We start from the raw sequence: 20,049 nt of genomic DNA, 5'->3' as shown, positions 1-20,049 counted from the left end.
GGTTCTTCTTTCGGGAGTTCAGGCCCATGTTCGCATCGGACCTTTCCAATACGACCGTCGCGGGCGACCGCATTGATCAGCTGGTCGCGGCGCATCGGCCGGGCCATGGGCTGGTCAGGGCCTTCTACCATGACGAGGATATCTACGAGCGGGATCTCGACCGGGTGTTTCGCCGCCATTGGCACTGCGTCGCGCATGAAAGCGTGATCCCGAACCCCAATGATTTCGAAGTCTTTCGCATGGCCTCCGAGCAGGTGATCGTCACCCGCACCGCCACCGGCGCAATCCATGCCATGCTGAACGTCTGCCGCCATCGCGGCGCCGAGGTCTGCACCAAGGACAAGGGCAATGCCCGCGCCTTCGTCTGTCCCTACCACGCCTGGACCTATGGCAATGACGGCGCGCTGAAGGCAGCGCGGCTGATGCCGAAGGATTTCAAGCGCGAGGACCATGGGCTGAAGAAGCTGCATGTACGCGTTGTCGGGGGGCTGATCTTCATCTCCTTTGCCGAACAGCCGCTCGATTTTACCGAGGTCGAGAACCTCTTGCGTGCGACCTGCGGCCAATATGGCTGGGCTGAGGCCAAGGTCGCGCACCGGCAGTCCTATCCTGTCGATGCCAACTGGAAGCTCGCGGTCGAGAACTATGTCGAGTGCTACCATTGCGGCCCGGCGCATCCGGAATATTCCGAGACGCACGCGCTCGAACAGCCGCTGCACATGATCGAGGAGCTGAATGCCAAGATGGAGGCGCGCACCTGCGCGCTCGGCATCGAAGTCGGCTCCGGCGACCACTGGCAGAGTTCGGCGGGCGGCAAGGAAACGGTCCATGCCTTCCGCTACGCGCTCTATGACGGCGTCAAGACCGGCAGCAAGGACGGCCAACCGCTCAGCACCCTGATGGGCCGGTTCAGCGATTTCGACGGCGGCGTCACCTCCATTCATCTCGGCGGCACGACATTCCTCGTCTGCTATCCTGACCACGGCATGATCTACCGCTTCATTCCGAAGACGGCTGGGACCTGCGAGATGGAACTGATCTGGCTCGTCGACGGCAAGGCCGAGGAGGGGCGGGACTACGATCTCGAAAAGCTCACCTGGCTGTGGACGGTGACGACCGACGAGGACAAGGCGATCATCGAACACACCTCGCGTGGCGTGCGCTCGCACTATTTCGTGCCGGGGCCGATCGCGCCGATGGAGCAGAACGAACTGCGCTACATCAACTGGTATCTCGACGAGATCAGCCGGCCGACCCACGGCTCATCGGCGTCTCGGCCGCGGGACGCGAGCAGCGCCGCAACGGCCGTGTGAAGGGGCGTTGAAAGCGCCTGATGTGATGAAGAACGTCACTGACCGTGCAAACGCGCCGTCGCTGGATTCCTGTGACAAGCACAGGAATGAGGGATGCGGGTGGGCTGTAGCGATCAGTCCCTTCGGTCGAAATGGGTGCGCAGCGCCACATGCGTCTGCACCGTCGCAACGCCGGATATCAGCGAGATCTGTCGGCGGATGGTGTCGAGATCACCGTTCGAGGCGCATTCGATCAGCAGCATCAGGTCGGTCTCGCCGGCAAGCGACCAGCAACTGACGACCGGCGGCATGCCGGCGAGATGCGGCACGATGTGGTCGCAATTCTTGCCGGGCTGGAAGGAGACGGCGATCAGCGCGCGCACGACCGGCGCCTTGTCCTCTATGCCGATGCGGATCGTGTAGCCGGCAATGACGCCCCGCGTTTCGAGCCGGCGCAGACGTTCATGGGCGGCGCTGCGCGACAGGCCGGCATGGCGGGCGAGCGCCACCAGGCTCTGGCGCGAATCCTGCCGCAAGGCGGCCAGCAGCAGCCGGTCCTTCTCATCGAGTTCGGTCAATGTGTCGCCCTCTTGGTCATCTGGCCGGAAGAATGTCCGGCCTGCCGTCATCATGTCCAGTGAAACCGGACGATAGGATGGCTAGCTTCCTGACGCAACCAAGGAGCGTTAGCCATGACTATTCCGAGACTTCCCGACAATGCCGTCCTGATCCCGATCGACATGCAGCAGGCATTCGACGCTGCCCCTTGGCCGCCACGGTGGAATGCTGATGTCGATGACAACGGGCGTGCCTTGCTCGCCGCCTGGCGTACCGCCGGCCGACCGATCATCCATGTGCGTCACGACAGCGTCGCGCCGGGCTCGACGCTCGGCCGGGCTGCGGCGGGCAATGCGCCGCGCCCGGGCTTCGAACCCGCCGGCGACGAGCCGCTCGTCAGCAAGAGCGTCAATGCCGCCTTCATCGGCACCGACCTCGATCTGCGCCTGCGCCGGCTCGGCGCCGATACGATCGTTCTCTTCGGCATCTCGACTGATATGTGCGTCTCGACCTCGGTGCGGGTCGGGGCCAATCTCGGATATCGGGTCATCCTGTGGAAGATGCCTGCGATTGCTTCGATTTGTCGGACGGAAATGGCGCCGTGATCCCGGCGCGCGAAATCCACCGTGCCCATGTCGCCACGTTGCGGGCGGAATTCGCCGAGGTGACGACGACGGTTGCGATCGTCTCGGCCCTGCGGCCAGCGTCGGCGGCGTAAGGGCGCTGCAGCGCTTGCAGCCTGCCACACCAACTTCTCCTCAAGTCGATGCCGATTGAGGAGTGATGCGGTGGCCTATCGGCTGGCGGCGCCGCGGACTTCCAGCACCTGGTAGGTCCATTTCGGTGCCGTCAGGCTCTCACCCTCGCGGCTCGGAAAGGTGAGGAAGGTCTCGAAAGGTTTCGCTTGGCCGACCGGCACGCGGGCGAGGACGAGGGCCGTGTCGTCGCCGATCTTCTCGCAGGCGTCCTGCGGGCAATCCTCGAGCGTTACCGATAGGCGGAAATATTCGAGTGGCGTCTGGCCGTTGTTGGTGACCGTGCCGCGCAGGCGGAAGCTTCGTTCCGGCTGGCTTTGTTCGAATGTAATGCCCTCGAGGCTGATGTTCTCGGTGGCCGGAACCGCCGGAGCTGTCGTCACCGGCTCGGGCGCCGGAGCTTTGCGCTCGCCGCGGTCGCTGATCCAGATGATGAAGGCAGAGAGCAGGGCGATTGCCACTGCGACCGACAGGATGGGTTCGGCCCACCGGCGAAAGCGGCTGAAACGCGCCGCCAGATACACGATCGCCACGCAAACCAACGCTACCAACCAAAGCATGAAGCTCCTCCTCATTCACCCTTATATAGGGTGAGGGGCGGGTGGCAATATCGCCGCGGCGCGGTCGAAGGTCCTGACCCTCAGGGCTACTGTTTGCCCTGGCTGGGAAGGGCGCAGAGGCTGCCGCAGCTGCGCACCCCGGGTAGCAGGTAGCGCAGGCAGCAGATCTTGCGCCGGCAGACCCGCGCGCCGCCCTCTTCCTCGTGGCGCAGGCAATCGAAGAAGGGGTTGGGTGAACCGTCGGGCAGGGATCTGCTGCCGATGAGAGCCTCTGCCTGGGCATGAAGCGGCTCGACGCCGGCGGCGCGCAGGGCATAGTCGATGTAGACCAGCGCATTGTTCCAGGCGAGTTTCGGGGCGATGCCGCCGGTCGACTTGAGATAGCCGACGACGTCGCGCAGGTGCTCGCCCATCAGCGGTGCCAGGGAGGCAAAGACGTCGTCGTCATCGCCAGCCTTCCAGTCGCCGGCATCGGCGACGCCAAAGGCACGGGGCAGGCCGTCTTCGGCGAGCGCCACCTTCATGCGGGCGAACGAGACCGGCAATACCTGATGGTCGAGCACGCGGGCAACGAGGTAGGGGATGGTGAGCGCCGAGAAGTAATAGAGTGACCACATGGACGCGACCGCACGGCGATCTGTGCCGCCGGACTTTTCAGCGTAGGTGTCAAGCGCCCGGTCGAAGGCGCCGGAGGCGAAGAATTCGGGCAGCGCCATGCCGTCGGAAAGCTCGTCAGACAGCACCATCTTCTCGTTGCACCAGGCGTGCGGGCCGGAAAAGGCGGATGAGAGTGCCCTGGGGCCGCCCGTCTCCATGACCGGCTCGGAGGCGCCGGTCATTGGGGCACCCGCATGTGGCCCGCGGCCGGCCCACTGCCGTTGCTGGGCCCGCGGCGCGGAGCCGTCGCGAGCACAAACGCGGGAGCGGACAGACGCCTTCTTGCAACCATGCGACACCTTCTGAACGGGTCAGACATTCATAAGGTGACCGTGTTACTCATGTTTCTTCGTTGTGCAAGCCGTTTTATGAGTTTTGTCCGCATGTTTTAACTCGCGGGCGAGGCGCGAGGACAGCCGCAAGCTCGGGCTTGCGGCTGCTGAAGGGCCGGTGCCGCCGGCTCGACGGCCGCCTACATCAAGCCGAGCTGTTTGTAGAAGCCGAGCGCATCATAATAGTCGTTTTGAGCGGCGATCTTGCCGTCCCTGACGGTGAAGACCGAGGCTCCGGTGAACTTGAAGCTCTTGCCCGTTGCCGCCGTACCATCGGCCCAGGCGCCACTGTTGGTGCCGGAGAATTCCCATTCGAAGGAAACCTTGTCGCCGGCGGCGATGGGATCACCCTTCATGGTCCAGACGGCATCGGGGACCGCGTTGAGGAAGTTGTCGATGACGCCGGTCTTGGCGGCATCCTTCCCGGTCACCGGCTTGCCGACGGACGCATCGTAATAGGTGACGTCATCGGCGAAGTAGGACGCGGCCTTGCTCGAGTCATGGGCGTTCCACGCAGCGACGTAGGCCGCGACGACATCGGGCGCCGCGTCGGCGGCGAAGCCGGCGGGCGCCAGAAGAAAGGTGCTCAGACCCAAAGCACCTGCAGCAGCAAGCAGTTGACGACGGTACATGGCAATTTCCTCCCGGTTGTCTTCGTTTGCATGCTTTGTCCGCACCGCGGCCAACGTCGTGCGCGGCGTCAGCCGTGGTTGATCATGATGTGGCGAACGGCGGTGTAGTCCTCGAGTGCATAGACCGACATGTCCTTGCCATAGCCCGACTGCTTGACGCCGCCATGCGGCATCTCGTTGGTCAGCATGAAGTGGGTGTTGATCCAGGTGCAACCGTATTGCAGGCGCGAGGCCGCCTTCATCGCCTTGGAGATATCCTTGGTCCAGACCGAGGAGGCGAGGCCATAGTCGCTGTCGTTGGCCCAGGCGACGGCATCGTCCCTGCCGGTGAAGCGGGTGACCGAAACGACCGGCCCGAACACCTCGCGGCGCACGATCTCGTCTTCCTGGGTCGCGCCGGCAATCACCGTCGGCTGGAAGAAGAAACCGTCGGCGCTGCCCGGGCCGCCGCCGGTGGTGATCTCGATGTGCTTCTGGTCGGCGGCGCGTTCGACGAAGCTTGCGACGCGATCGCGCTGGCGCCGCGAGATCAGCGGGCCGATCTCGTTCTCCGTGTCGTCGGCAAGATTGTAGCGGATGGTCGAGACGGCCGAACTCAGGTCGGCGACGAGCTTTTCGTAGATGCCGGCTTCGGCATAGATTCGGCAGGCGGCCGTGCAGTCCTGGCCGGCATTGTAATAGCCGAAGGTACGGATGCCGTTGACGACGGCTTCGAGGTCGGCGTCGTCATAGACGATGACCGGGGCCTTGCCGCCGAGCTCCAGATGCGTGCGCTTGACGGTCTTTGCGGCGGCCGCCAGCACTTTCTTGCCGGTGGCGATGTCGCCGGTGATCGAGACCATCGCGATCTTCGGGTGGTTGATCAGCGCATTGCCGACGGTTTCGCCACGGCCGGTGACGACGTTGACGACGCCTTCCGGCAGGATGTCGGCCAAAAGGCGGGCGAGCTTCAGCGCGGTCAGCGGCGTCTGTTCGGACGGCTTGAAGACGACGGTGTTGCCGCCGGCAATCGCCGGCGCCAGCTTCCACGCCATCATCATCAGCGGGTAGTTCCAGGGCGCGATCGAACCGACGATGCCGACCGGGTCGCGGCGGACCATGGAGGTATGCCCGGGCAGGTATTCGCCGGCCGTCGGCGCATGAAGGTTGCGGATGGCGCCGGCAAAGAAGCGCCAGCAGTCGATGATGGCAGGCAGCTCGTCGTTCTTCACCGCGTTGATCGGCTTGCCGCAGTTGAGCGCTTCAAGGGCTGCAAAATCGTCGGCGTTCTTCTCGATCGCGTCGGCGACCTTAAGCAGATAGCCGGAGCGTTCGCCCGGCGTCGTCGTCGACCAGGAGACGAAGGCGCGTTCCGCGGCATCCACCGCCGCTTCGACCTGCATGTGCGAGGCTTCGGCGAGGTCGATGATCTTTCCGCCGGTGCGTGGGTTCAGGATATGCTCCTCGGCCTCGGTTCCGGCTTCGAAGCGCGATCCGATCAAAAGCTGGGTGTCCATGTCTGTTCTCCCTTGAAAGTCGAGTTTATTTGCCGGCGCCGGCGATCTGGTCGCCGTCGCGGGTCAGGTAGTAGGCGCCGAGGATCGGCAGGAAAGTGACCAGCACCACGATCATGGCGACCACGTTGGTCACCGGCCGCTGGCGCGGACGGATGAGTTCTTCGAGCATCCAGATCGGCAGCGTCGACTGCTGGCCGGCGGTAAAGGTGGTGACGATCACCTCGTCGAAGGACAGTGCGAAGGCGAGCATGCCGCCGGCCAGCAGCGCCGTGCCGATATTGGGCAGGATGATGTAGCGGAAGGTCTGGAAACCATCGGCGCCGAGATCCATCGAGGCTTCGACCAGCGAGCCTGAGATGCGGCGGAAGCGGGCGACCGCATTGTTGTAGACGACGACGATGCAGAAGGTCGCGTGGCCGAGCACGATCGTCCAGAAGGAAAACGGGATCTCCGCCATGGAAAAGGCCGAGCGCAGCGCGATGCCGGTGATGATGCCGGGCAGCGCGATCGGCAGGATGACCAAGAGCGAGATCGTCTCGCGGCCGAAGAAGCGCGTCTGGCTGACGGCGGCGGCGCAAAGCGTGCCGAGCACCAGGGCGACGGCGGTCGCGATCGAGGCGACCTTGACCGAGAGCGTCAGCGCCGCCCAGACGTCCGGTCGGTTCCAGGCAACCGCGAGCCATTGCGTCGTCAGCCCCGGCGGCGGGAACTGGTAGCTCTTTTCCTCGGTGGTGAAGGCATAGAGGAAGATCAAGAGGATCGGCACATGCATGAAGGCGAGGCCGGCGGCGGCCGCGATCTTCAGGCCGAGGGGTGAGCGGTTGAGGCGATCAGAGCGCATCGAAGGCCCCCATGCGTTTGGCCATCCAGAGATAGGCGCCCATGATGACGATCGGCACGACGGTGAAGGCGGCGGCAAGCGGGATGTTGCCGGCCGTGCCCTGCTGGGCATAGACCGCCTGGCCGATGAACAGCCGGGAGGAGCCGATGATCTGCGGAATGATGTAGTCGCCGAGCGTCAGCGAGAAGGTGAAGATCGAGCCGGCGACGATGCCGGGCAGCGCCAGCGGGAAGAGCACGTGGCGGAAGGTCTGGGCCGGCGTGCCGCCGAGATCGGAGGAGGCCTCGATCAGGTTGGTCGGCACGCGCTCAAGCGCTGCCTGGATCGGCAGGATCATGAACGGCATCCAGACATAGACGAAGACGATGAAGGTGCCGGTGTAGCTGACGGAGAGCGAGTTGCCGCCGACGACGGGAAGCGAGAGCCAGGCGTCGAGCAGCCACAGCAGATGCAGCTTTTCGAAGAACCAGGTGACGATGCCTTCCTTGGCAAGGATCAGCTTCCAGGCATAGATCTTGACCAGATAGCTCGACCAGAGCGGCAGCATGACGCCGAGATAGAACAGCACCTTCCATTTTCCCTGGGCGTAACGCGCCGCGTAGTAGGCGATCGGGAAGGCGATGAGTGCGGAGGCGAGCGTCACGATTGCCGCCATCGACACGGTGCGCAGGATGATGTCGAGATTGGTCTCGCTGAGCAGCTGGCGATAGGTGGCGAAGGTGAACTCGTAATTGATCAGGCCCGAGAAGTCGTCGATCGAGAAGAAGCTCTGCAGCAAGAGAGCAAAGAGCGAGCCGATATAGACGACGCCGAGCCACAGCAGCGGCGGCGCCAGCAGGACCGTCAGCAGCACGTGCGGGTGCTTCCAGAAGAAGTCCGAGAGCCGGCCGGTCGGGCCGCGGCGTTCCGGAGACATGAGATTCTCGGCGACGGCGGTCATGCGTCCTCCATCGGGTGCAGCTCGTCGGCGGCAAAGCTGATGGTGACGGGGCTGCCGACCTTGGGCACAACGAGCGAGACGGGGCTTGCGACAGCGATGCGCGCGCCTTCGACGTCGACGACGACCCGGTTGACCGCGCCGAGGAAACTATGGGCCGACACGGTACCGGAGAGGCTGAGCGCGCCGTCGCGCGGTGCCGACAGCACGATCGCCTCGGGGCGAAGGCTGGCATAGGAGGATGTGACCCCCAGCCTTTGGCACAGCCTTGCCGGCAGCACATTTGACGAGCCGACGAAATCGGCGACGAAGCGCGTCTTCGGCTGCTTGTAGACTTCTTCGGGGCTGCCGAGCTGCTGGATGCGGCCATCGTTGAAGACGGCGATGCGGTCGGCCATCGACAACGCTTCGCCCTGGTCGTGGGTGACGAAGACGAAGGTGATGCCGAGCGATTTCTGCAGGCTCTTCAGTTCCTCCTGCATCTGTTCGCGCAGCTTCAGGTCGAGAGCGCCGAGCGGCTCGTCGAGCAGCAGCACCTTCGGCTTGTTGACGAGCGCGCGGGCGAGCGCCACGCGCTGGCGTTGGCCGCCCGAGAGCTGGCCGGGGCGGCGGCTGCCATAGTTCGGCAGCTTGACCATGGCGAGTGCATCCTCGGCGGCCTTGCGGCGCTCTTCCCGGCCGACGCCCTTGACCATCAGCCCGTAGGCGACATTGTCGAGGATCGAGAGATGCGGGAACAGGGCATAGTCCTGGAAGACGGTGTTGACGCTGCGGCGATAGGGCGGCACGCCTTCTGCCGTCTCGCCGAAGATTTCGATATGGCCGCCGGTTGGCTGTTCGAAGCCGGCCATCAGGCGCAGGCAAGTGGTTTTGCCCGAGCCGGAGGGGCCGAGCATGGCGAAGAATTCGCCCTCGGCGATCTCGAGGTTCACGCCATCGACGGCGCGCACGGCGCCGAAGTGGCGGGAAACATTGTCGAAAAGCACGGCGGTCATAGGAATGCTCCGGAAAGTTTGGCCCCTCATCCGCCCTGACGGGCGCCTTCTCCCCGCCTGCGGGGAGAAGGAGGCTCGCGGCCGCAGCTCACCTAAAATGCCGGGGTGAGAGCTTTGCCGGGGGCGTTCCCTCTCCCCGCTTGCGGGGAGAGGGCCAGGGTGAGGGGCGGAATGCTTGCGATGTGGTCGTGGCGGCTTACCGCCCGCCGATGACGCCGATATAGTCGGAGACCCAGCGGTGATAGGGCACGCATTCGCCCTGGCTTTCGCATTTCGTCACCGGCGTCTTCCAGAACTTCACTTTCTCGAAGTCCTCGTAGCCGTTGGTCTTGCAACCCTCGTCGGTCAAGAGTTCATTGCCCTTGCAAGCAGCGCCGACGGAGGGGTTGGCGCCGAACCAGGCGGAGACATCGCCCTGCACCTTGGACGATAGCGAATGCTCCATCCACATATAGGCGCAGTTCGGATGCGCGCTTTCGGCGTGCAGCATGGTGGTGTCCGCCCATCCGGTGACGCCTTCGTCCGGAATGGTTGAGGCGATCGGCAGCTTTTCGGCTTCCATCAGGTTGACCTGGAACGGCCAGGAGCCGGAGGCGACGACGCCTTCGTTCTTGAAGTCGTCGATCTGGATCATCGCATCGTGCCAGTAGCGGCCGACGAGCGTGCGCTGGGTGCGAAGCAGATCAAGCGCTGCCTTGTATTGGTCTTCGTTGAGTTCGTAAGGGTTCTTGATGCCGAGCTCGGGTTTGTGGGCCATCAGGTAGTTGGCGGCGTCGGCGACGTGGATCGGGCCGTCATAGGCCTGGACACGGCCCTTGTTGGACTTACCGTCCGGCAGGTTCATTTCCTCGAAGACGACGTTCCAGCTCTTCGGCGCTTCGCCCTTGAAGGCGTCCTTGTTGTACATCAGCACGTTCGGGCCCCAGACATAGGGGGTGCCGTAGTGAACGCCGTTGACGGTGTGCCAGGGCGCGCTTTGCATGCGCTCGTCGATGGTCTTCCAGCTGGGGATGAGGTCGGTATTGATCGGCTGGACGCGCTTGCCCGCGACGAGGCGCAGCGAGGCGTCGCCCGAGGCGGTGACGAGGTCGAAGCCGCCTTCGTTCATCAGCGCCACCATTTCATCGGAGGTGGCGGCGGTCTTGACCGAGACCTTGCAGCCGGTCTGTTTTTCGAAATCGCTGACCCAGTCGTAGTTCTTGTCGGTCTCGCCGCGCTCGATATAGCCGGCCCAGGCGACGATCGACAATTCGCCTTCGCCCTTGCCCAGTTCCTTCAGCGGTTCCTGCGCCAAGGCGGGCGCCACGAGGCCGAGCGACAGCGTCAGCGCGGTGCAGGATTTCAGGATCTGCTTCATCTGAATTCTCCCAGTGTTGAGCCGCATTTTACGGCTTCGTTCCCAGGTTGAAGCGTGCCTTGATTTCTCCGTATTCGCAAATTCATTAATCAGAATGCCGCTATCGGTTTTGCCGATATCAGGAGCAATTCCAGCAAAAGTGCGCAGCGGTTTTGCGTCCGGAATTGCGTAAAAACAAAGGGATAGAACACTCCTGCATGCGTTCTGCGTTCAGGAGCAGACGGCGAAAGTGCTCGAGCGTCAGCGCGGGCGGGCACTGCGCAGAGCTTCGGCAATGCCGACGAAATCGCGTGCCGATTGCGGCAAGCTGGAGCCCTTGCGCCAGACCATGCCGACCTGAACGACGGGCAGGGCGCCGGAGACGTCGCGGCTCTCGATGCGGTCGCCTTCAAGCGACCAGGGGCGGTAGACGAGGTCGGGCAGAAGCGCGATGCCCGCACCTGTCGCCACCAGGCTGCGCACCGCTTCGACCGAGCGGGTGCGAAAGGCAACATGCGGCCGGGCGCCGAGCGCTGACAGGAGCTTGCCGGTGTTCTCCTCGATTTCGTCGACCGTCAGCATGATCAGCGGCTCCTTGGCGATATCACTGATCGAGATGATGTCGGCACTGACGAGCGGATGGCCGATCGGCAGCCAAAGCCGATAGGGCGAGGTTTCCAGGATCTCGGCCTGCAGCGCCATGCGGTCGCGCAGGTTGGAGATGACCATGACGGCGACGTCGAGTTCGCCGCCGATCAGGAGATGTTCGAGATAGGAGCCATTGTCCTCGATGGCGCTGACCTCGACGCCGGGGCAGGCGCGGCGATAGCGGGCGAGCAGGTCCGAGAGCACGTAACCGGCAACCAGCGAGGTGACGCCGAGATTGAGCTTGCCGCCAGTCTCCTCGCGGCTGTCGGAAAAGCTGCGCCTCGCGTCGGAGACATTGGAAAGGATCTTCGTCGCATGCCGCAGAAACTGGTGGCCGTTATGGGTGATCGAAAGGCCGCGGGGATGCCGGTCGAACAGCTCGACGCCGAGGTCGCCTTCAAGCTCCTTGATCGCCTCGGTGATCGAGGATTGCGAGATCGAGAGGTTCTGCGCCGCGCGGGTGATCGAGCCCTGCTCGGCGACGGCGACGAAATATTGCAACTGTCTGAAGGTGAAGGCCATCCGCGCAGTTAATCGCGGTCGTGGGGTGCTTGCAAGCACAGGCGAGAGATCGTCCCACGCAACCGCGGCGGGATTTTCCTGGTGATGTCGGTTTCCGGATAGAAGGTGGGCAGACCGATGTTAGACTTCTGCCGGAGAAATCATGGAGGCGGACTTTGGATCAGGCCGTATTGAAACCGATGCCGACGGAGAAGGGCATTCTCGCCTTTCACCAGCGCTGCGAAGCCTTCTACCCCGCCGACGCGGTCGATGCATCGATCGGACAGCAGCGCAAATGGTACGATGCGCTCTGCGCCGAGTTCGATGCGCCGTCGCCGGCGGGCCTTGCGCGCGAGGACGGGCTTGTCGGCGGCCGCATTCCGATCCGACGCTATCGGCCGGCGACCGTCTCGACCGAGACCCGCATCTACTACATCCACGGCGGCGGCTTCGTCGTCGGTTCGCTCGACAGCCATGATGCCATCTGCGCCGAGCTTGCCGATTTCGCCCGGGCCGAACTGGTCTCGGTCGACTATCGGCTGGCGCCCGAGCATGTCTGGCCGGCAGCCTTCGAGGATTGCAACGCGGTGCTGAATTTCCTCCTGGCCGATGGTCGCCCGGTCGTCGTCGCCGGCGACAGCGCCGGCGGAAATCTGACGGCGGGAATCGTCCTGAAGGCCCGGGCGGACGGACTGTCGGGTATCGTCGGCCAGGCGCTGATCTATCCCGGCCTTGGCGGCGATCTCGTTTCCGGTTCCTATGTGGAAATGGCCATGGCGCCGGGACTGACGACCGCCGACACCAGCTATTACCGAAAGGTCCTGCAGGCGCCGGCCGGTAATCCGTTTGCGGCGCCGCTGGCTGCCGCGGATCTTTCCGGCCTGCCGCCGACCTATATCACCGGGGCCTATTTCGATCCCTTGCGCGACGACGCCCGCCTCTATGCCGCACGGCTTGCAGCCGCCGGCGTCAACGTCACGTTTCGCGAAGAGCCGCAGATGATCCATGCCTGGCTGCGAGCACGGCACATGAGCGAGGGCGCGCGGGAGGGTTTCCGCCGGTTGGCCGAGGGTATTGCCGTTCTTGTCGGAACCGGCTGACCGCTTTGGATTCGACCGCAAGGCAATTGGGGACGGAAAAACGTTTCTCCTGGAACTGGGCTAGCTCTTCGCCTTGAACACCAGCACCGGATTGGCGCGGAAGCTCTGCGGGAACAGTTTGCGCAGGCTCTCGATCTTCGGCATGTCGTTGTAGACGATGTAGGGATAGGTCGGGTTGCGCGTCAAAAAATCCTGATGGTAGCCCTCGGCGACATAGAAGCCCTTCAGCGGCGCGATCTCGGTGACGATCTCGGCCGGGAAGACGCCTGATTTCCCGAGTTCGGCGATATAGGCCTCGGCGATCTTCTTCTGCTGTGGCGTGGCGACGAACAGCGCCGAGCGATACTGCGTGCCGTGATCGGGGCCCTGATAGTTCAGCTGCGTCGGGTTGTGGCCGACGGAAAAGAAGATCTGCAGCAGCTTGCCGTAGCTCACCTGGCTCGGATTGTAGGTCACTTCCACCGATTCCGCATGGCCGGTGTCGCCATTGCTGACGGCCTCGTATGAAGCGGTGTCGCGGCTGCCGCCGGAATAGCCCGAGACAGCGTTGGTCACGCCCTTCACATGCTGGAACACGCCCTGGACGCCCCAGAAACAGCCGCCGGCAAACACCGCGGTCTCCGGCCCGTTGGCCGCTTTCTCATCCAGCGACGGCGGCGGAATGGATACGGCCGGTTCGGCGGCCTTTGCCATGGCAGCGATGGACAGCGTGGCGCAGAGGGCAAGCGCCGGAGCCAGCAGCCGCAGGTGGCGGCCGATCGTGGCAGAGAAAGGCGGAATGTCGCGTGTCGAAGCCATGGGTTGCTCCCCTGCCGCGTTCGGGAGGCGGCCGTGTACTGATCCATGTTTTTCGTGTGCCCGGCCGAAAGCAAATCGCAAGCGCGTGCTTCACGGCAATGTGACGATCCGCTACCACTGCGGTGGCGCTGCGATCTTGCAGGATGAGGATCGTGGGAAGTTCGGAGGAGGGGTGATGGCCGGAGAAACGGACCTGACGACGCTGCTGGCGACGATGGCGCCGGTGTTGTTTCCGCAGACCTATGTCTATTGCACCGTGCCCCATGACGAGGCGCAGCGCTATATGCCGCTGGAGCCGCTTGCCACCTACCGTGAGGACGAAGGGCTGACGCTGATCCTGGAGCGGAGCGCCGCGGATGCCGCCGACCTTTCCTATGGTCCGCTGCTTCGGCGCATCACGCTCAATGTGCATTCGGCGCTTGAAGCCGTCGGACTGACGGCGGCGGTGGCAACAGTGCTGACGCGCGAGGGCATTAGCGCCAATGTCGTGGCCGCCTATTATCACGACCACATCTTCGTGCCGGAGGCGGATGCCGAGCGCGCGCTCGAGGCGCTGCGGGCGCTGAGCCCCGCCTGAGGCATTCCCGCTTAGGCATTTCCTGCCGGAAAACCGCTTCACACTTTTCCTGGAAATGCTCTGGTTCCGACGGAAATCACAGGAAGCGGGTATCGCGCGGCGGGTTTTCATAGTCGTCGTCGCGCCCGTTCTCATAGACGATGGGTGCCGTGCCCAGTTCCTCGTCACTGATGCCGTCGAGGCAGGCGACGTTGACGGCGTAGAAATGGCCGAGGAAGTCCTCGAGATAGCCGCGCGAAAACGGCCGGATGCCGCAGCGGCTGCAGAAATAGTGGTCGACGTCACCCTCCCGCCAGTTCGAAGGCTGCGCCCGGTAGCTCGTCAACGCCTCCTTGCCCCTGGTGATGGCAAACTCGTCGCGAAGCGCGAATGATTTCTGCATGCGCGTCTTGGCGCAGAAGCTGCAATTGCAGCGGCGAATGCCTTGGGCCAGATCAAGCTGGCACTCGAACTCAACGGTGCCGCAATGGCAGCTGCCGCGATAGAGCTTTTTCATCGGACGGGCTCCTGTCTTTGGACGGACGTCATCGTTCCACGGTCTTTCGACCGGGAAGATGACGCTGTCGAGGTGAACGTGGATGCGAATTATGGACCGGCGTCCGTTGCGCGGACGCCAGCCGCTATCCGGCTTTGACGGAGGCTTCCGCCTCGTCGGCAATTGCCGGATCGTCGTCGGCGCCGTCGCCGGTTGCCTTGCGCAGAAGCAGGAAGGCGAGCAGCGCAGTCAGCAGCGACAGGGCCACACAGATCGATGCGGTGAAGGCAAACGAACTGGTGAACACGTCGCGGGCGGCAAACAACAGCCGTTCGGACTGGTCGCCCGGCAGTTGCTCGGCAATGGCGACGGCGCCGCCCAGCGTCTGGCGTGCGGCCTCCACGGTCTCGGTGGGAAGGCCGGTCACGACGACCGCGTCCATGCGGCTGCGATAGGCTGATGTCAGCATGCTGCCGAGCACTGCGATGCCGAGCGCACCGCCGAATTCGAAGCTGGTTTCCGAGATGGCGGAGGCCGCACCCGCCCGCTCCGGCGGAGCGGAGCCGACGATCAGGTCCGTCGTCAGCGTGCCGACCGGGGCAAAACCGAGGCAGAGCACGACGAGGCCGATGGTGACGAGCAGGGGGCTGCTTGTCGTTTCGACCTGGGTGCAGATGCCAAAGCCGATGGCGGTCAGCACGAAACCGGCAGCGATCAGGTTGGAGGCGGCATAACGGGCGGCAAGCGACGGCACGAGGATCGAACCAAGCACCATGGCAACCCCCGTCGGCACCGACCACAGGCCAGCGACGAAGGGCGACAGGCCGAGCACGAGCTGCAGATACTGCGCCACGAACAGGAAGGCGCCGAAGCCGACGAACAGGCCGAGGATGTTGACGCTGAGCGCCGCGCTGAAAGCCGGGGTTCTGAACAGAGCGAGGTCGATCAGTGGATCGGCAAGCCGGCTCTGGCGTCGGGCAAACAGAATGGCGACGGTCAGCCCGAGCAGGATGAAGAACACGGCGGTGACGTCGAGACCGTCCTCGGCGATGCGCTTCATGCCATAGATCATCGACAGCACGGCGACGAGCGACTGCCCCGCGCTGAGGAAATCGAGCCGGCCTGCATTGGGGTCGCGGAATTCCGGCAGAAGCATGGGGCCGAGGATCAGCAGCAGGATCATCACGGGGACGGCCAGCAGGAAGACTGAACCCCACCAGAACTGCGACAGCATCAGCCCGCCGACGACCGGGCCGATGGCGCCGCCGGCGGAGAAGCTGGCGATCCAGATGCCGATGGCCAGCGTGCGCTGCCTGTCATCGAGGAACATGTTGCGGATCAGCGACAGCGTCGAGGGCGCCAAAGTCGCTGCGGCGACGCCGAGAATGGCGCGTGCGAGGATCAGCGTTTCCGCACTCCAGGCAAAAGCGGCCAACACCGAGGCGATGCCGAAGGCGACCGAGCCGATCATCAGCAGTCGGCGCCGGCCGATGCGGTCGCCGAGCGTGCCCATGGTGATCAGCGAACCGGCGACCATGAAGCCGTAGATGTCGACGATCCAAAGCAGCTGCGAGGCCGAGGGTTTCAGCTCCTCGGTCAGTTGCGGAACCGCCAGGTTCAGGACCGTCAGGTCCATCGAGTAGAGCATGCAGGGCAGGGCGAGGACGGCAAGCCCGACCCATTCCCGCTGCGTCGCCTTCGGGCCGGGCACGTTGCCCGATGTGCCGATTGTCTCAGACATGGGAAAGATACTCCTGCAGCCTTTCGAGGCACTCGCTCCAGCCCTCCTGGTGCGAGTCGCGCTCATCGACGCTGTCGAATGGGGTCTGGTGGAACGTCAGGCGCGTCTCGCCGCCGACATCGGCGAAGGAAACCGTGACCAGTGTGTCGGCCCCCGGCTCGCCTTCCTCGTCCCAGGCGAAAGTGAAGATGAGTTTCTCCGGCTCGATCACCTCGCGATAGACGCCACCCATCCAATAGTCGCGCCCTTCCGGCGAACGGATGCAGCCGCGCCAGGCGCCGCCGGGGCGGAAATCCATCTTCAGGGAATGCGGGGTGAAATCGCGCGGCCCCCACCAGCGCAATGCGTGCTCCGGCGTCGACCAGACCTTGAACACCAGGCTGCGCGGCGCGTCGAAGATCCTGGTGATCTCCAGGCTCAGTCTGTGTTCGCGCGATGCGTTTTCAGTGGTCATTGCCATAACGACTCCTCCCGCGGCCAGCGCAGTCGCAAAGCGTGGCCGTTCTTTAACTTGCAAGTTATTTAACTTGTCGGTTAATAACTGGGCGCGCAGGCCCTTGTCAAGGCGGGAGGGCCCTGAGATCTGATTTTTGTCAGTTATGCGACAGCGTGCATCGGGCTTTGAGGCGGGTGAGCACGCGGCCGAAAGCCTGGGGATCACCAAGGCTGCGGGCAAGGATGAGGGCGCCCTGGATGCCGCCGATCACCTCTTCGGCCAGCGCCTTTCGTTCGTCCTCCGCGATGCCTTGGCGGCCGAACGCCTCGGCAAGAGCGGTCCGCCAGTCGGCGAAATAGCGGTTGAGCTCGGCTGAAAAGCGATCATGGGCACCGCTGGTGGCGATGACGCCCATCAGGCAGAGGCGGCGGCCCTGGCGAAAGTAGCTGTCGACGGAAGCAAACATGTCGTCGATCGCCGCCGCCGGCGGCTCGCTGTTGCGTAACCGGTTAAAGATGTTGGTCTGGAACCATGAGGCGATGTCGCCCAGCACCGCCTCGGCCATCTCCTCTTTCCCGCGGGGAAAGAAGTGATAGAGGCTGCCCTTGCCGAGCCCGGTCTTCTCGGTGATCAGGCTGAGGCTCGCACCGTCATAGCCGTGCTCGCGAAAGATCTCGGCAAGCATGGTGATGACGTCCTGGCGTTCGGCGACGACGCGGCTCATGCGGGTTTCCTCAGCAGCGGATATTCGACCTTGCCGAACCGGTGGAACAGCGTTCCAACCGCGACCAGTACCAGCGAACCGGTGAGAACAGGGAAGAGCAGGAATTCGAAACCGGGATCGCTGGCAAAGACCACCAGCGGATTGGCGCCGGCCGGCGGATGGGTGATGCGCAGCGCCGCCATCAGCGCGATCGCCGCACCGACGGCAAGCCCGACCGCCCACCACTCATTGGGGAAGATCGAACGCAAGATGAGGCCGACCAGCGTGGCGCCGAAATGGCCGCCGACGACATTGGCAGGCTGGGACAGAGGGCTGCCCGCAACCGAGAAGATCAGCACGCAGCTGGCGCCGAACGGCGCCATCAGCAGCGGTTCACCGACGATGTTGGTGAGGGCGCCGACGGCGGCAATGGCCACGAGGCCGCCGATGCCGGCAAGCAGGCCTCGGCCGATATGGGTGGGTGGTTGATGACGCAGGAAGAAATGGCGCATGACTGTACCGGTCGGTAAATTGTTTACCGATCGGTACAGACCTTGTGTGCGAAAGTCAAGAAGGCTTACATGAGATCGCGGCGGATGCGCTTCGCGAAGGTCTTCTCGAAGATCTGCGTCTCGCCTTCATAGGCGACGATCTCGGCTTCCGTGATCCATTCGCTTTCTGTGCAAGAAAGCGTCGAGGTCGATACGGTGCGCACCGACCAGCCGTCACGCTTGGCGATGCAGGTCCATGTCGACGTTCCGATCATCGACTGCGGGTCGTCGGGCGAGATGGACCAAGTTTCGTCGCGGATGTCCTGGGTCGCAAGCCCCGTGTCGGGATGCTGGGAGAGGCCGGTGTCCTCATAGATCCGATAATGGGTCATGCCGTGGGTCATGTCGCGCTCGACGGTCCGGCTGGTGCTTCCGCGCGACAGGTCGCGATATTTCGGCAGCGGATCGGGGTTTTCCGGCTCGGGAACGACGATCTCCCGGTGCTGACCGAGCAGGGGAAGCGCGAGCGAGAGGCTGGCCGTATCGATCGTCAGCCCCGGATCGCTCGGCGGCGGCAGGATCAGCGGCCAGTAGGAGGTCGACAGCGACAGACGGATGCGATGGCCGGCGCGGACGCGATAGCCGCAGGCGTCGAGCACCAGCGTGATCCGCGTCTTGCGACCTTTTTCCATCGGACGCGGCTCGGCATTGCCGTCGCGATGGGCCAGATTGAGCACGCCGAAGGCGACGCGCGTGGCGGTGCCGTCCGGATGCACGTCGACGATGCGGGCGACAAGATTGGCGGTGTCGGCGGCGCACGTCACGTCGACCGTCACGACGGGCTGGCCGAGATAGTCCTCGGCCTCCAGCAGCGGCTGCGTTTCGAAGGTCAGCGCGCCGGCGTCATCGATGCGCTGGTCGCCAGCCATTTCGGCGTCGGGCTTCAGAGTGAAATATTCGCCCGACGCCGTGCCGGTATCGAGCGGAGACTTCAGATAGACGTCGCCGATGCCCTTGCCCTTTGCGTCGGTGGCAAACCTGCCGTCGAGCGTTACGCCAAGAACCTGCATCTCGGGTTTCTGCCAGATCTCCTTGGCGACCCAGCGTCCCGGATCGTTGTCGCGTCGGACGGCCGGTCGCGGGCCGTCGAGGATATAGGCGCGCACCTGCGGGCCGCCCTCGGCGCGGTTCTTCTCGTCGCGCAGCCAGCGGTTCCACCAGCGGATCGCCTCGCCATGGAAATCGGCGCGCGGCTTCGGCCAGGCGAAATGCGGATATTTGTGCACCCAGGGGCCGATCAGCGCCTTGGCCTTCGCGCCGAGGCCTTCGACGGCTTTCAGCGGCGTGTTGCGGTAGCCGTCGGCCCAGCCGGCGATGACGAGCGCGGGAACGTCGAAGCCATCGAAATCCTCTGAGATCGAGCCATGCTGCCAGAAGGCGTCGCGACGCTGGTGTTCGAGCCACTCCTCCATGAAGTACGGCTCGTTCTCCAGGCGCTCCAGCCACATCTCCCTCCAGCGATCGCCGACGATATCAGGGTCCGGCGAGCGCGATTGATAGGCAAGCATCGTCGCCGCCCAGGAGAGCTGGGCGGAGAGATGGCAACCGTTCTTGTAGTGGATGTCGTCGTTGTAGCGATCGACGGTCGAGGCGATGGATATCACCGCTTTCAGCGCTGGCGGCTTGAGCGCCGCCACCTGCAGGCAGTTGAAGCCGCCCCAGGAGATGCCCATCATGCCGACCTTGCCGTTCGACCAGGGTTGGGCGGCGATCCATTCGATGATCTCGCAGCCGTCGGAAAGTTCGCGCGGCGTATATTCGCCGTCGATGACGCCATCGGACTCTCCGCACCCGCGGATGTCGACGCGGATGCCGGCAATGCCGGCGGCGGCAAAGACCGGATAGGTCGATTCATCGCGGAGACTGGTGCCGCCACGCTTGCGGTAGGGCAGGTATTCAAGCACGGCCGGCACCGGCTCGGCATCGGCGCCGACAGGCATCCAGATGCGGGCGGCAAGCCGGGTGCCGTCCTTCAATCGGATCCATTCGTTCTCGATCAGGGTGAATTCACGGTCTGACATATCGTTGTTCCGCTCAATCTCTTTGTTTTTGCGCATTTCCTGGCGCAAAGCCGCTACACACGTTTGCTGGAAATGCTCACTCTCTTTGCTTTTTGCGCTTTCGCCGG

The 20,049-nt window shown here is 64.0% G+C and carries 20 protein-coding genes and 1 pseudogene; 4 read left to right on the top strand and 17 right to left on the bottom strand.

The features are described from left to right. The first annotated feature begins 26 nt into the window (after positions 1 to 26). The gene (locus BC360_RS02515; protein WP_065794107.1) at positions 27 to 1,313 is read left to right on the top strand and encodes an aromatic ring-hydroxylating oxygenase subunit alpha; all 1,287 of its coding nucleotides are present in this window, start codon (positions 27 to 29) and stop codon (positions 1,311 to 1,313) included. A gap of 113 nt (positions 1,314 to 1,426) precedes the next feature. On the opposite strand, the gene BC360_RS02510 is transcribed toward BC360_RS02515, so the two are convergent. Next, positions 1,427 to 1,870, bottom strand: a complete 444-nt coding sequence (locus BC360_RS02510) for an Lrp/AsnC family transcriptional regulator (RefSeq protein WP_244512653.1) — start codon at positions 1,868 to 1,870, stop codon at positions 1,427 to 1,429. Between the two features lie 114 nt (positions 1,871 to 1,984). Here BC360_RS02510 and BC360_RS02505 point away from each other — a divergent pair. Beyond that, positions 1,985 to 2,568 (top strand): annotated as a pseudogene (locus BC360_RS02505) (cysteine hydrolase family protein). 75 nt (positions 2,569 to 2,643) lie between these two features. On the opposite strand, the gene BC360_RS02500 reads toward BC360_RS02505, so the two are convergent. The 9 genes from BC360_RS02500 to BC360_RS02460 all read right to left on the bottom strand — a co-directional run bounded on the left by BC360_RS02500 (position 2,644) and on the right by BC360_RS02460 (position 11,561). Further along, positions 2,644 to 3,165, bottom strand: coding sequence for a hypothetical protein (locus BC360_RS02500; protein ID WP_065794106.1), 522 nt, complete (start codon positions 3,163 to 3,165; stop codon positions 2,644 to 2,646). An 86-nt stretch (positions 3,166 to 3,251) separates the two neighbouring features. Next, positions 3,252 to 4,004: a siderophore-iron reductase FhuF gene (gene fhuF, locus BC360_RS02495; RefSeq protein WP_065794105.1), complete on the bottom strand. Its 753-nt coding sequence runs from the start codon at positions 4,002 to 4,004 to the stop codon at positions 3,252 to 3,254. Positions 4,005 to 4,294: 290 nt separating this feature from the next. Beyond that, complete coding sequence (locus BC360_RS02490; protein WP_065786623.1) at positions 4,295 to 4,786, bottom strand: ester cyclase; 492 nt, start codon at positions 4,784 to 4,786, stop codon at positions 4,295 to 4,297. A 68-nt stretch (positions 4,787 to 4,854) separates the two neighbouring features. Further along, positions 4,855 to 6,282, bottom strand: coding sequence for a gamma-aminobutyraldehyde dehydrogenase (locus BC360_RS02485; protein WP_065786625.1), 1,428 nt, complete (start codon positions 6,280 to 6,282; stop codon positions 4,855 to 4,857). A 25-nt stretch (positions 6,283 to 6,307) separates the two neighbouring features. After that, positions 6,308 to 7,123: an ABC transporter permease gene (locus BC360_RS02480; RefSeq protein WP_065786627.1), complete on the bottom strand. Its 816-nt coding sequence runs from the start codon at positions 7,121 to 7,123 to the stop codon at positions 6,308 to 6,310. Continuing rightward, positions 7,113 to 8,063: an ABC transporter permease gene (locus BC360_RS02475; RefSeq protein WP_065786629.1), complete on the bottom strand. Its 951-nt coding sequence runs from the start codon at positions 8,061 to 8,063 to the stop codon at positions 7,113 to 7,115. Before BC360_RS02475 ends, BC360_RS02480 begins: the two co-directional genes overlap by 11 nt. Continuing rightward, positions 8,060 to 9,055 (bottom strand): ABC transporter ATP-binding protein, encoded by a 996-nt coding sequence (locus tag BC360_RS02470; RefSeq protein ID WP_139109881.1) that lies wholly within the window; start codon positions 9,053 to 9,055, stop codon positions 8,060 to 8,062. The genes BC360_RS02475 and BC360_RS02470 overlap by 4 nt, the downstream gene beginning before the upstream one ends. 196 nt (positions 9,056 to 9,251) lie before the next feature. Continuing rightward, positions 9,252 to 10,412, bottom strand: a complete 1,161-nt coding sequence (locus BC360_RS02465) for an ABC transporter substrate-binding protein (protein WP_065794104.1) — start codon at positions 10,410 to 10,412, stop codon at positions 9,252 to 9,254. A gap of 240 nt (positions 10,413 to 10,652) precedes the next feature. Further along, a complete protein-coding gene (locus tag BC360_RS02460; RefSeq protein WP_065786635.1) occupies positions 10,653 to 11,561 on the bottom strand; it encodes a LysR family transcriptional regulator in 909 nt (302 codons plus the stop codon). A gap of 155 nt (positions 11,562 to 11,716) precedes the next feature. Between BC360_RS02460 and BC360_RS02455 the strand changes: the two genes are divergently transcribed. Then, positions 11,717 to 12,640 (top strand): alpha/beta hydrolase, encoded by a 924-nt coding sequence (locus BC360_RS02455; RefSeq protein WP_413813718.1) that lies wholly within the window; start codon positions 11,717 to 11,719, stop codon positions 12,638 to 12,640. A gap of 60 nt (positions 12,641 to 12,700) precedes the next feature. Here BC360_RS02455 and msrA read toward each other — a convergent pair whose 3' ends face one another. Further along, positions 12,701 to 13,438 carry a peptide-methionine (S)-S-oxide reductase MsrA gene (gene msrA / locus BC360_RS02450; protein WP_065794103.1) on the bottom strand — a complete coding sequence of 246 codons (738 nt, stop codon included), beginning with the start codon at positions 13,436 to 13,438 and terminating at the stop codon, positions 12,701 to 12,703. Between the two features lie 175 nt (positions 13,439 to 13,613). Between msrA and BC360_RS02445 the strand changes: the two genes are divergently transcribed. Continuing rightward, positions 13,614 to 14,015, top strand: a complete 402-nt coding sequence (locus BC360_RS02445; protein ID WP_065794102.1) for an ACT domain-containing protein — start codon at positions 13,614 to 13,616, stop codon at positions 14,013 to 14,015. A gap of 76 nt (positions 14,016 to 14,091) precedes the next feature. On the opposite strand, the gene BC360_RS02440 is transcribed toward BC360_RS02445, so the two are convergent. From BC360_RS02440 to BC360_RS02415, 6 genes are all read right to left on the bottom strand, one after another. Then, complete coding sequence (locus BC360_RS02440) at positions 14,092 to 14,511, bottom strand: GFA family protein (RefSeq protein WP_065794101.1); 420 nt, start codon at positions 14,509 to 14,511, stop codon at positions 14,092 to 14,094. Positions 14,512 to 14,635: 124 nt separating this feature from the next. Further along, positions 14,636 to 16,231, bottom strand: coding sequence for an MFS transporter (locus tag BC360_RS02435; RefSeq protein WP_065794100.1), 1,596 nt, complete (start codon positions 16,229 to 16,231; stop codon positions 14,636 to 14,638). Beyond that, a complete protein-coding gene (locus BC360_RS02430; RefSeq protein ID WP_413813717.1) occupies positions 16,224 to 16,691 on the bottom strand; it encodes an SRPBCC domain-containing protein in 468 nt (155 codons plus the stop codon). The genes BC360_RS02435 and BC360_RS02430 overlap by 8 nt, the downstream gene beginning before the upstream one ends. 133 nt (positions 16,692 to 16,824) lie before the next feature. After that, the gene (locus tag BC360_RS02425; RefSeq protein ID WP_065794099.1) at positions 16,825 to 17,391 is read right to left on the bottom strand and encodes a TetR/AcrR family transcriptional regulator; all 567 of its coding nucleotides are present in this window, start codon (positions 17,389 to 17,391) and stop codon (positions 16,825 to 16,827) included. After that, positions 17,388 to 17,882: an HPP family protein gene (locus BC360_RS02420; protein ID WP_065794098.1), complete on the bottom strand. Its 495-nt coding sequence runs from the start codon at positions 17,880 to 17,882 to the stop codon at positions 17,388 to 17,390. The genes BC360_RS02425 and BC360_RS02420 overlap by 4 nt, the downstream gene beginning before the upstream one ends. A gap of 65 nt (positions 17,883 to 17,947) precedes the next feature. Continuing rightward, the gene (locus tag BC360_RS02415; protein ID WP_065794280.1) at positions 17,948 to 19,942 is read right to left on the bottom strand and encodes a CocE/NonD family hydrolase; all 1,995 of its coding nucleotides are present in this window, start codon (positions 19,940 to 19,942) and stop codon (positions 17,948 to 17,950) included. Between the last annotated feature and the right edge of the window lie 107 nt (positions 19,943 to 20,049).

Origin of the sequence: Ensifer sp. LC163, assembly GCF_001695855.1 — a bacterium.
Lineage (GTDB): Bacteria > Pseudomonadota > Alphaproteobacteria > Rhizobiales > Rhizobiaceae > Ensifer.
The sequence above is the reverse complement of the archived record's forward strand: the minus strand, read 5'-3'. Positions and strand labels throughout refer to the sequence as shown.

What these genes read in the sequence shown, in the direction of transcription:
- BC360_RS02515 (WP_065794107.1), top strand. Translation starts at nt 27, where the DNA reads ATGTTCGCATCGGACCTTTCCAATACGACCGTCGCGGGCGACCGCATT.
- BC360_RS02500 (WP_065794106.1), bottom strand. Translation starts at nt 3,165, where the DNA reads ATGCTTTGGTTGGTAGCGTTGGTTTGCGTGGCGATCGTGTATCTGGCG.
- fhuF (WP_065794105.1), bottom strand. Translation starts at nt 4,004, where the DNA reads ATGACCGGCGCCTCCGAGCCGGTCATGGAGACGGGCGGCCCCAGGGCA.
- BC360_RS02490 (WP_065786623.1), bottom strand. Translation starts at nt 4,786, where the DNA reads ATGTACCGTCGTCAACTGCTTGCTGCTGCAGGTGCTTTGGGTCTGAGC.
- BC360_RS02485 (WP_065786625.1), bottom strand. Translation starts at nt 6,282, where the DNA reads ATGGACACCCAGCTTTTGATCGGATCGCGCTTCGAAGCCGGAACCGAG.
- BC360_RS02480 (WP_065786627.1), bottom strand. Translation starts at nt 7,123, where the DNA reads ATGCGCTCTGATCGCCTCAACCGCTCACCCCTCGGCCTGAAGATCGCG.
- BC360_RS02475 (WP_065786629.1), bottom strand. Translation starts at nt 8,063, where the DNA reads ATGACCGCCGTCGCCGAGAATCTCATGTCTCCGGAACGCCGCGGCCCG.
- BC360_RS02470 (WP_139109881.1), bottom strand. Translation starts at nt 9,055, where the DNA reads ATGACCGCCGTGCTTTTCGACAATGTTTCCCGCCACTTCGGCGCCGTG.
- BC360_RS02465 (WP_065794104.1), bottom strand. Translation starts at nt 10,412, where the DNA reads ATGAAGCAGATCCTGAAATCCTGCACCGCGCTGACGCTGTCGCTCGGC.
- BC360_RS02460 (WP_065786635.1), bottom strand. Translation starts at nt 11,561, where the DNA reads ATGGCCTTCACCTTCAGACAGTTGCAATATTTCGTCGCCGTCGCCGAG.
- msrA (WP_065794103.1), bottom strand. Translation starts at nt 13,438, where the DNA reads ATGGCTTCGACACGCGACATTCCGCCTTTCTCTGCCACGATCGGCCGC.
- BC360_RS02445 (WP_065794102.1), top strand. Translation starts at nt 13,614, where the DNA reads ATGGCCGGAGAAACGGACCTGACGACGCTGCTGGCGACGATGGCGCCG.
- BC360_RS02440 (WP_065794101.1), bottom strand. Translation starts at nt 14,511, where the DNA reads ATGAAAAAGCTCTATCGCGGCAGCTGCCATTGCGGCACCGTTGAGTTC.
- BC360_RS02435 (WP_065794100.1), bottom strand. Translation starts at nt 16,231, where the DNA reads ATGTCTGAGACAATCGGCACATCGGGCAACGTGCCCGGCCCGAAGGCG.
- BC360_RS02430 (WP_413813717.1), bottom strand. Translation starts at nt 16,691, where the DNA reads ATGGCAATGACCACTGAAAACGCATCGCGCGAACACAGACTGAGCCTG.
- BC360_RS02425 (WP_065794099.1), bottom strand. Translation starts at nt 17,391, where the DNA reads ATGAGCCGCGTCGTCGCCGAACGCCAGGACGTCATCACCATGCTTGCC.
- BC360_RS02420 (WP_065794098.1), bottom strand. Translation starts at nt 17,882, where the DNA reads ATGCGCCATTTCTTCCTGCGTCATCAACCACCCACCCATATCGGCCGA.
- BC360_RS02415 (WP_065794280.1), bottom strand. Translation starts at nt 19,942, where the DNA reads ATGTCAGACCGTGAATTCACCCTGATCGAGAACGAATGGATCCGATTG.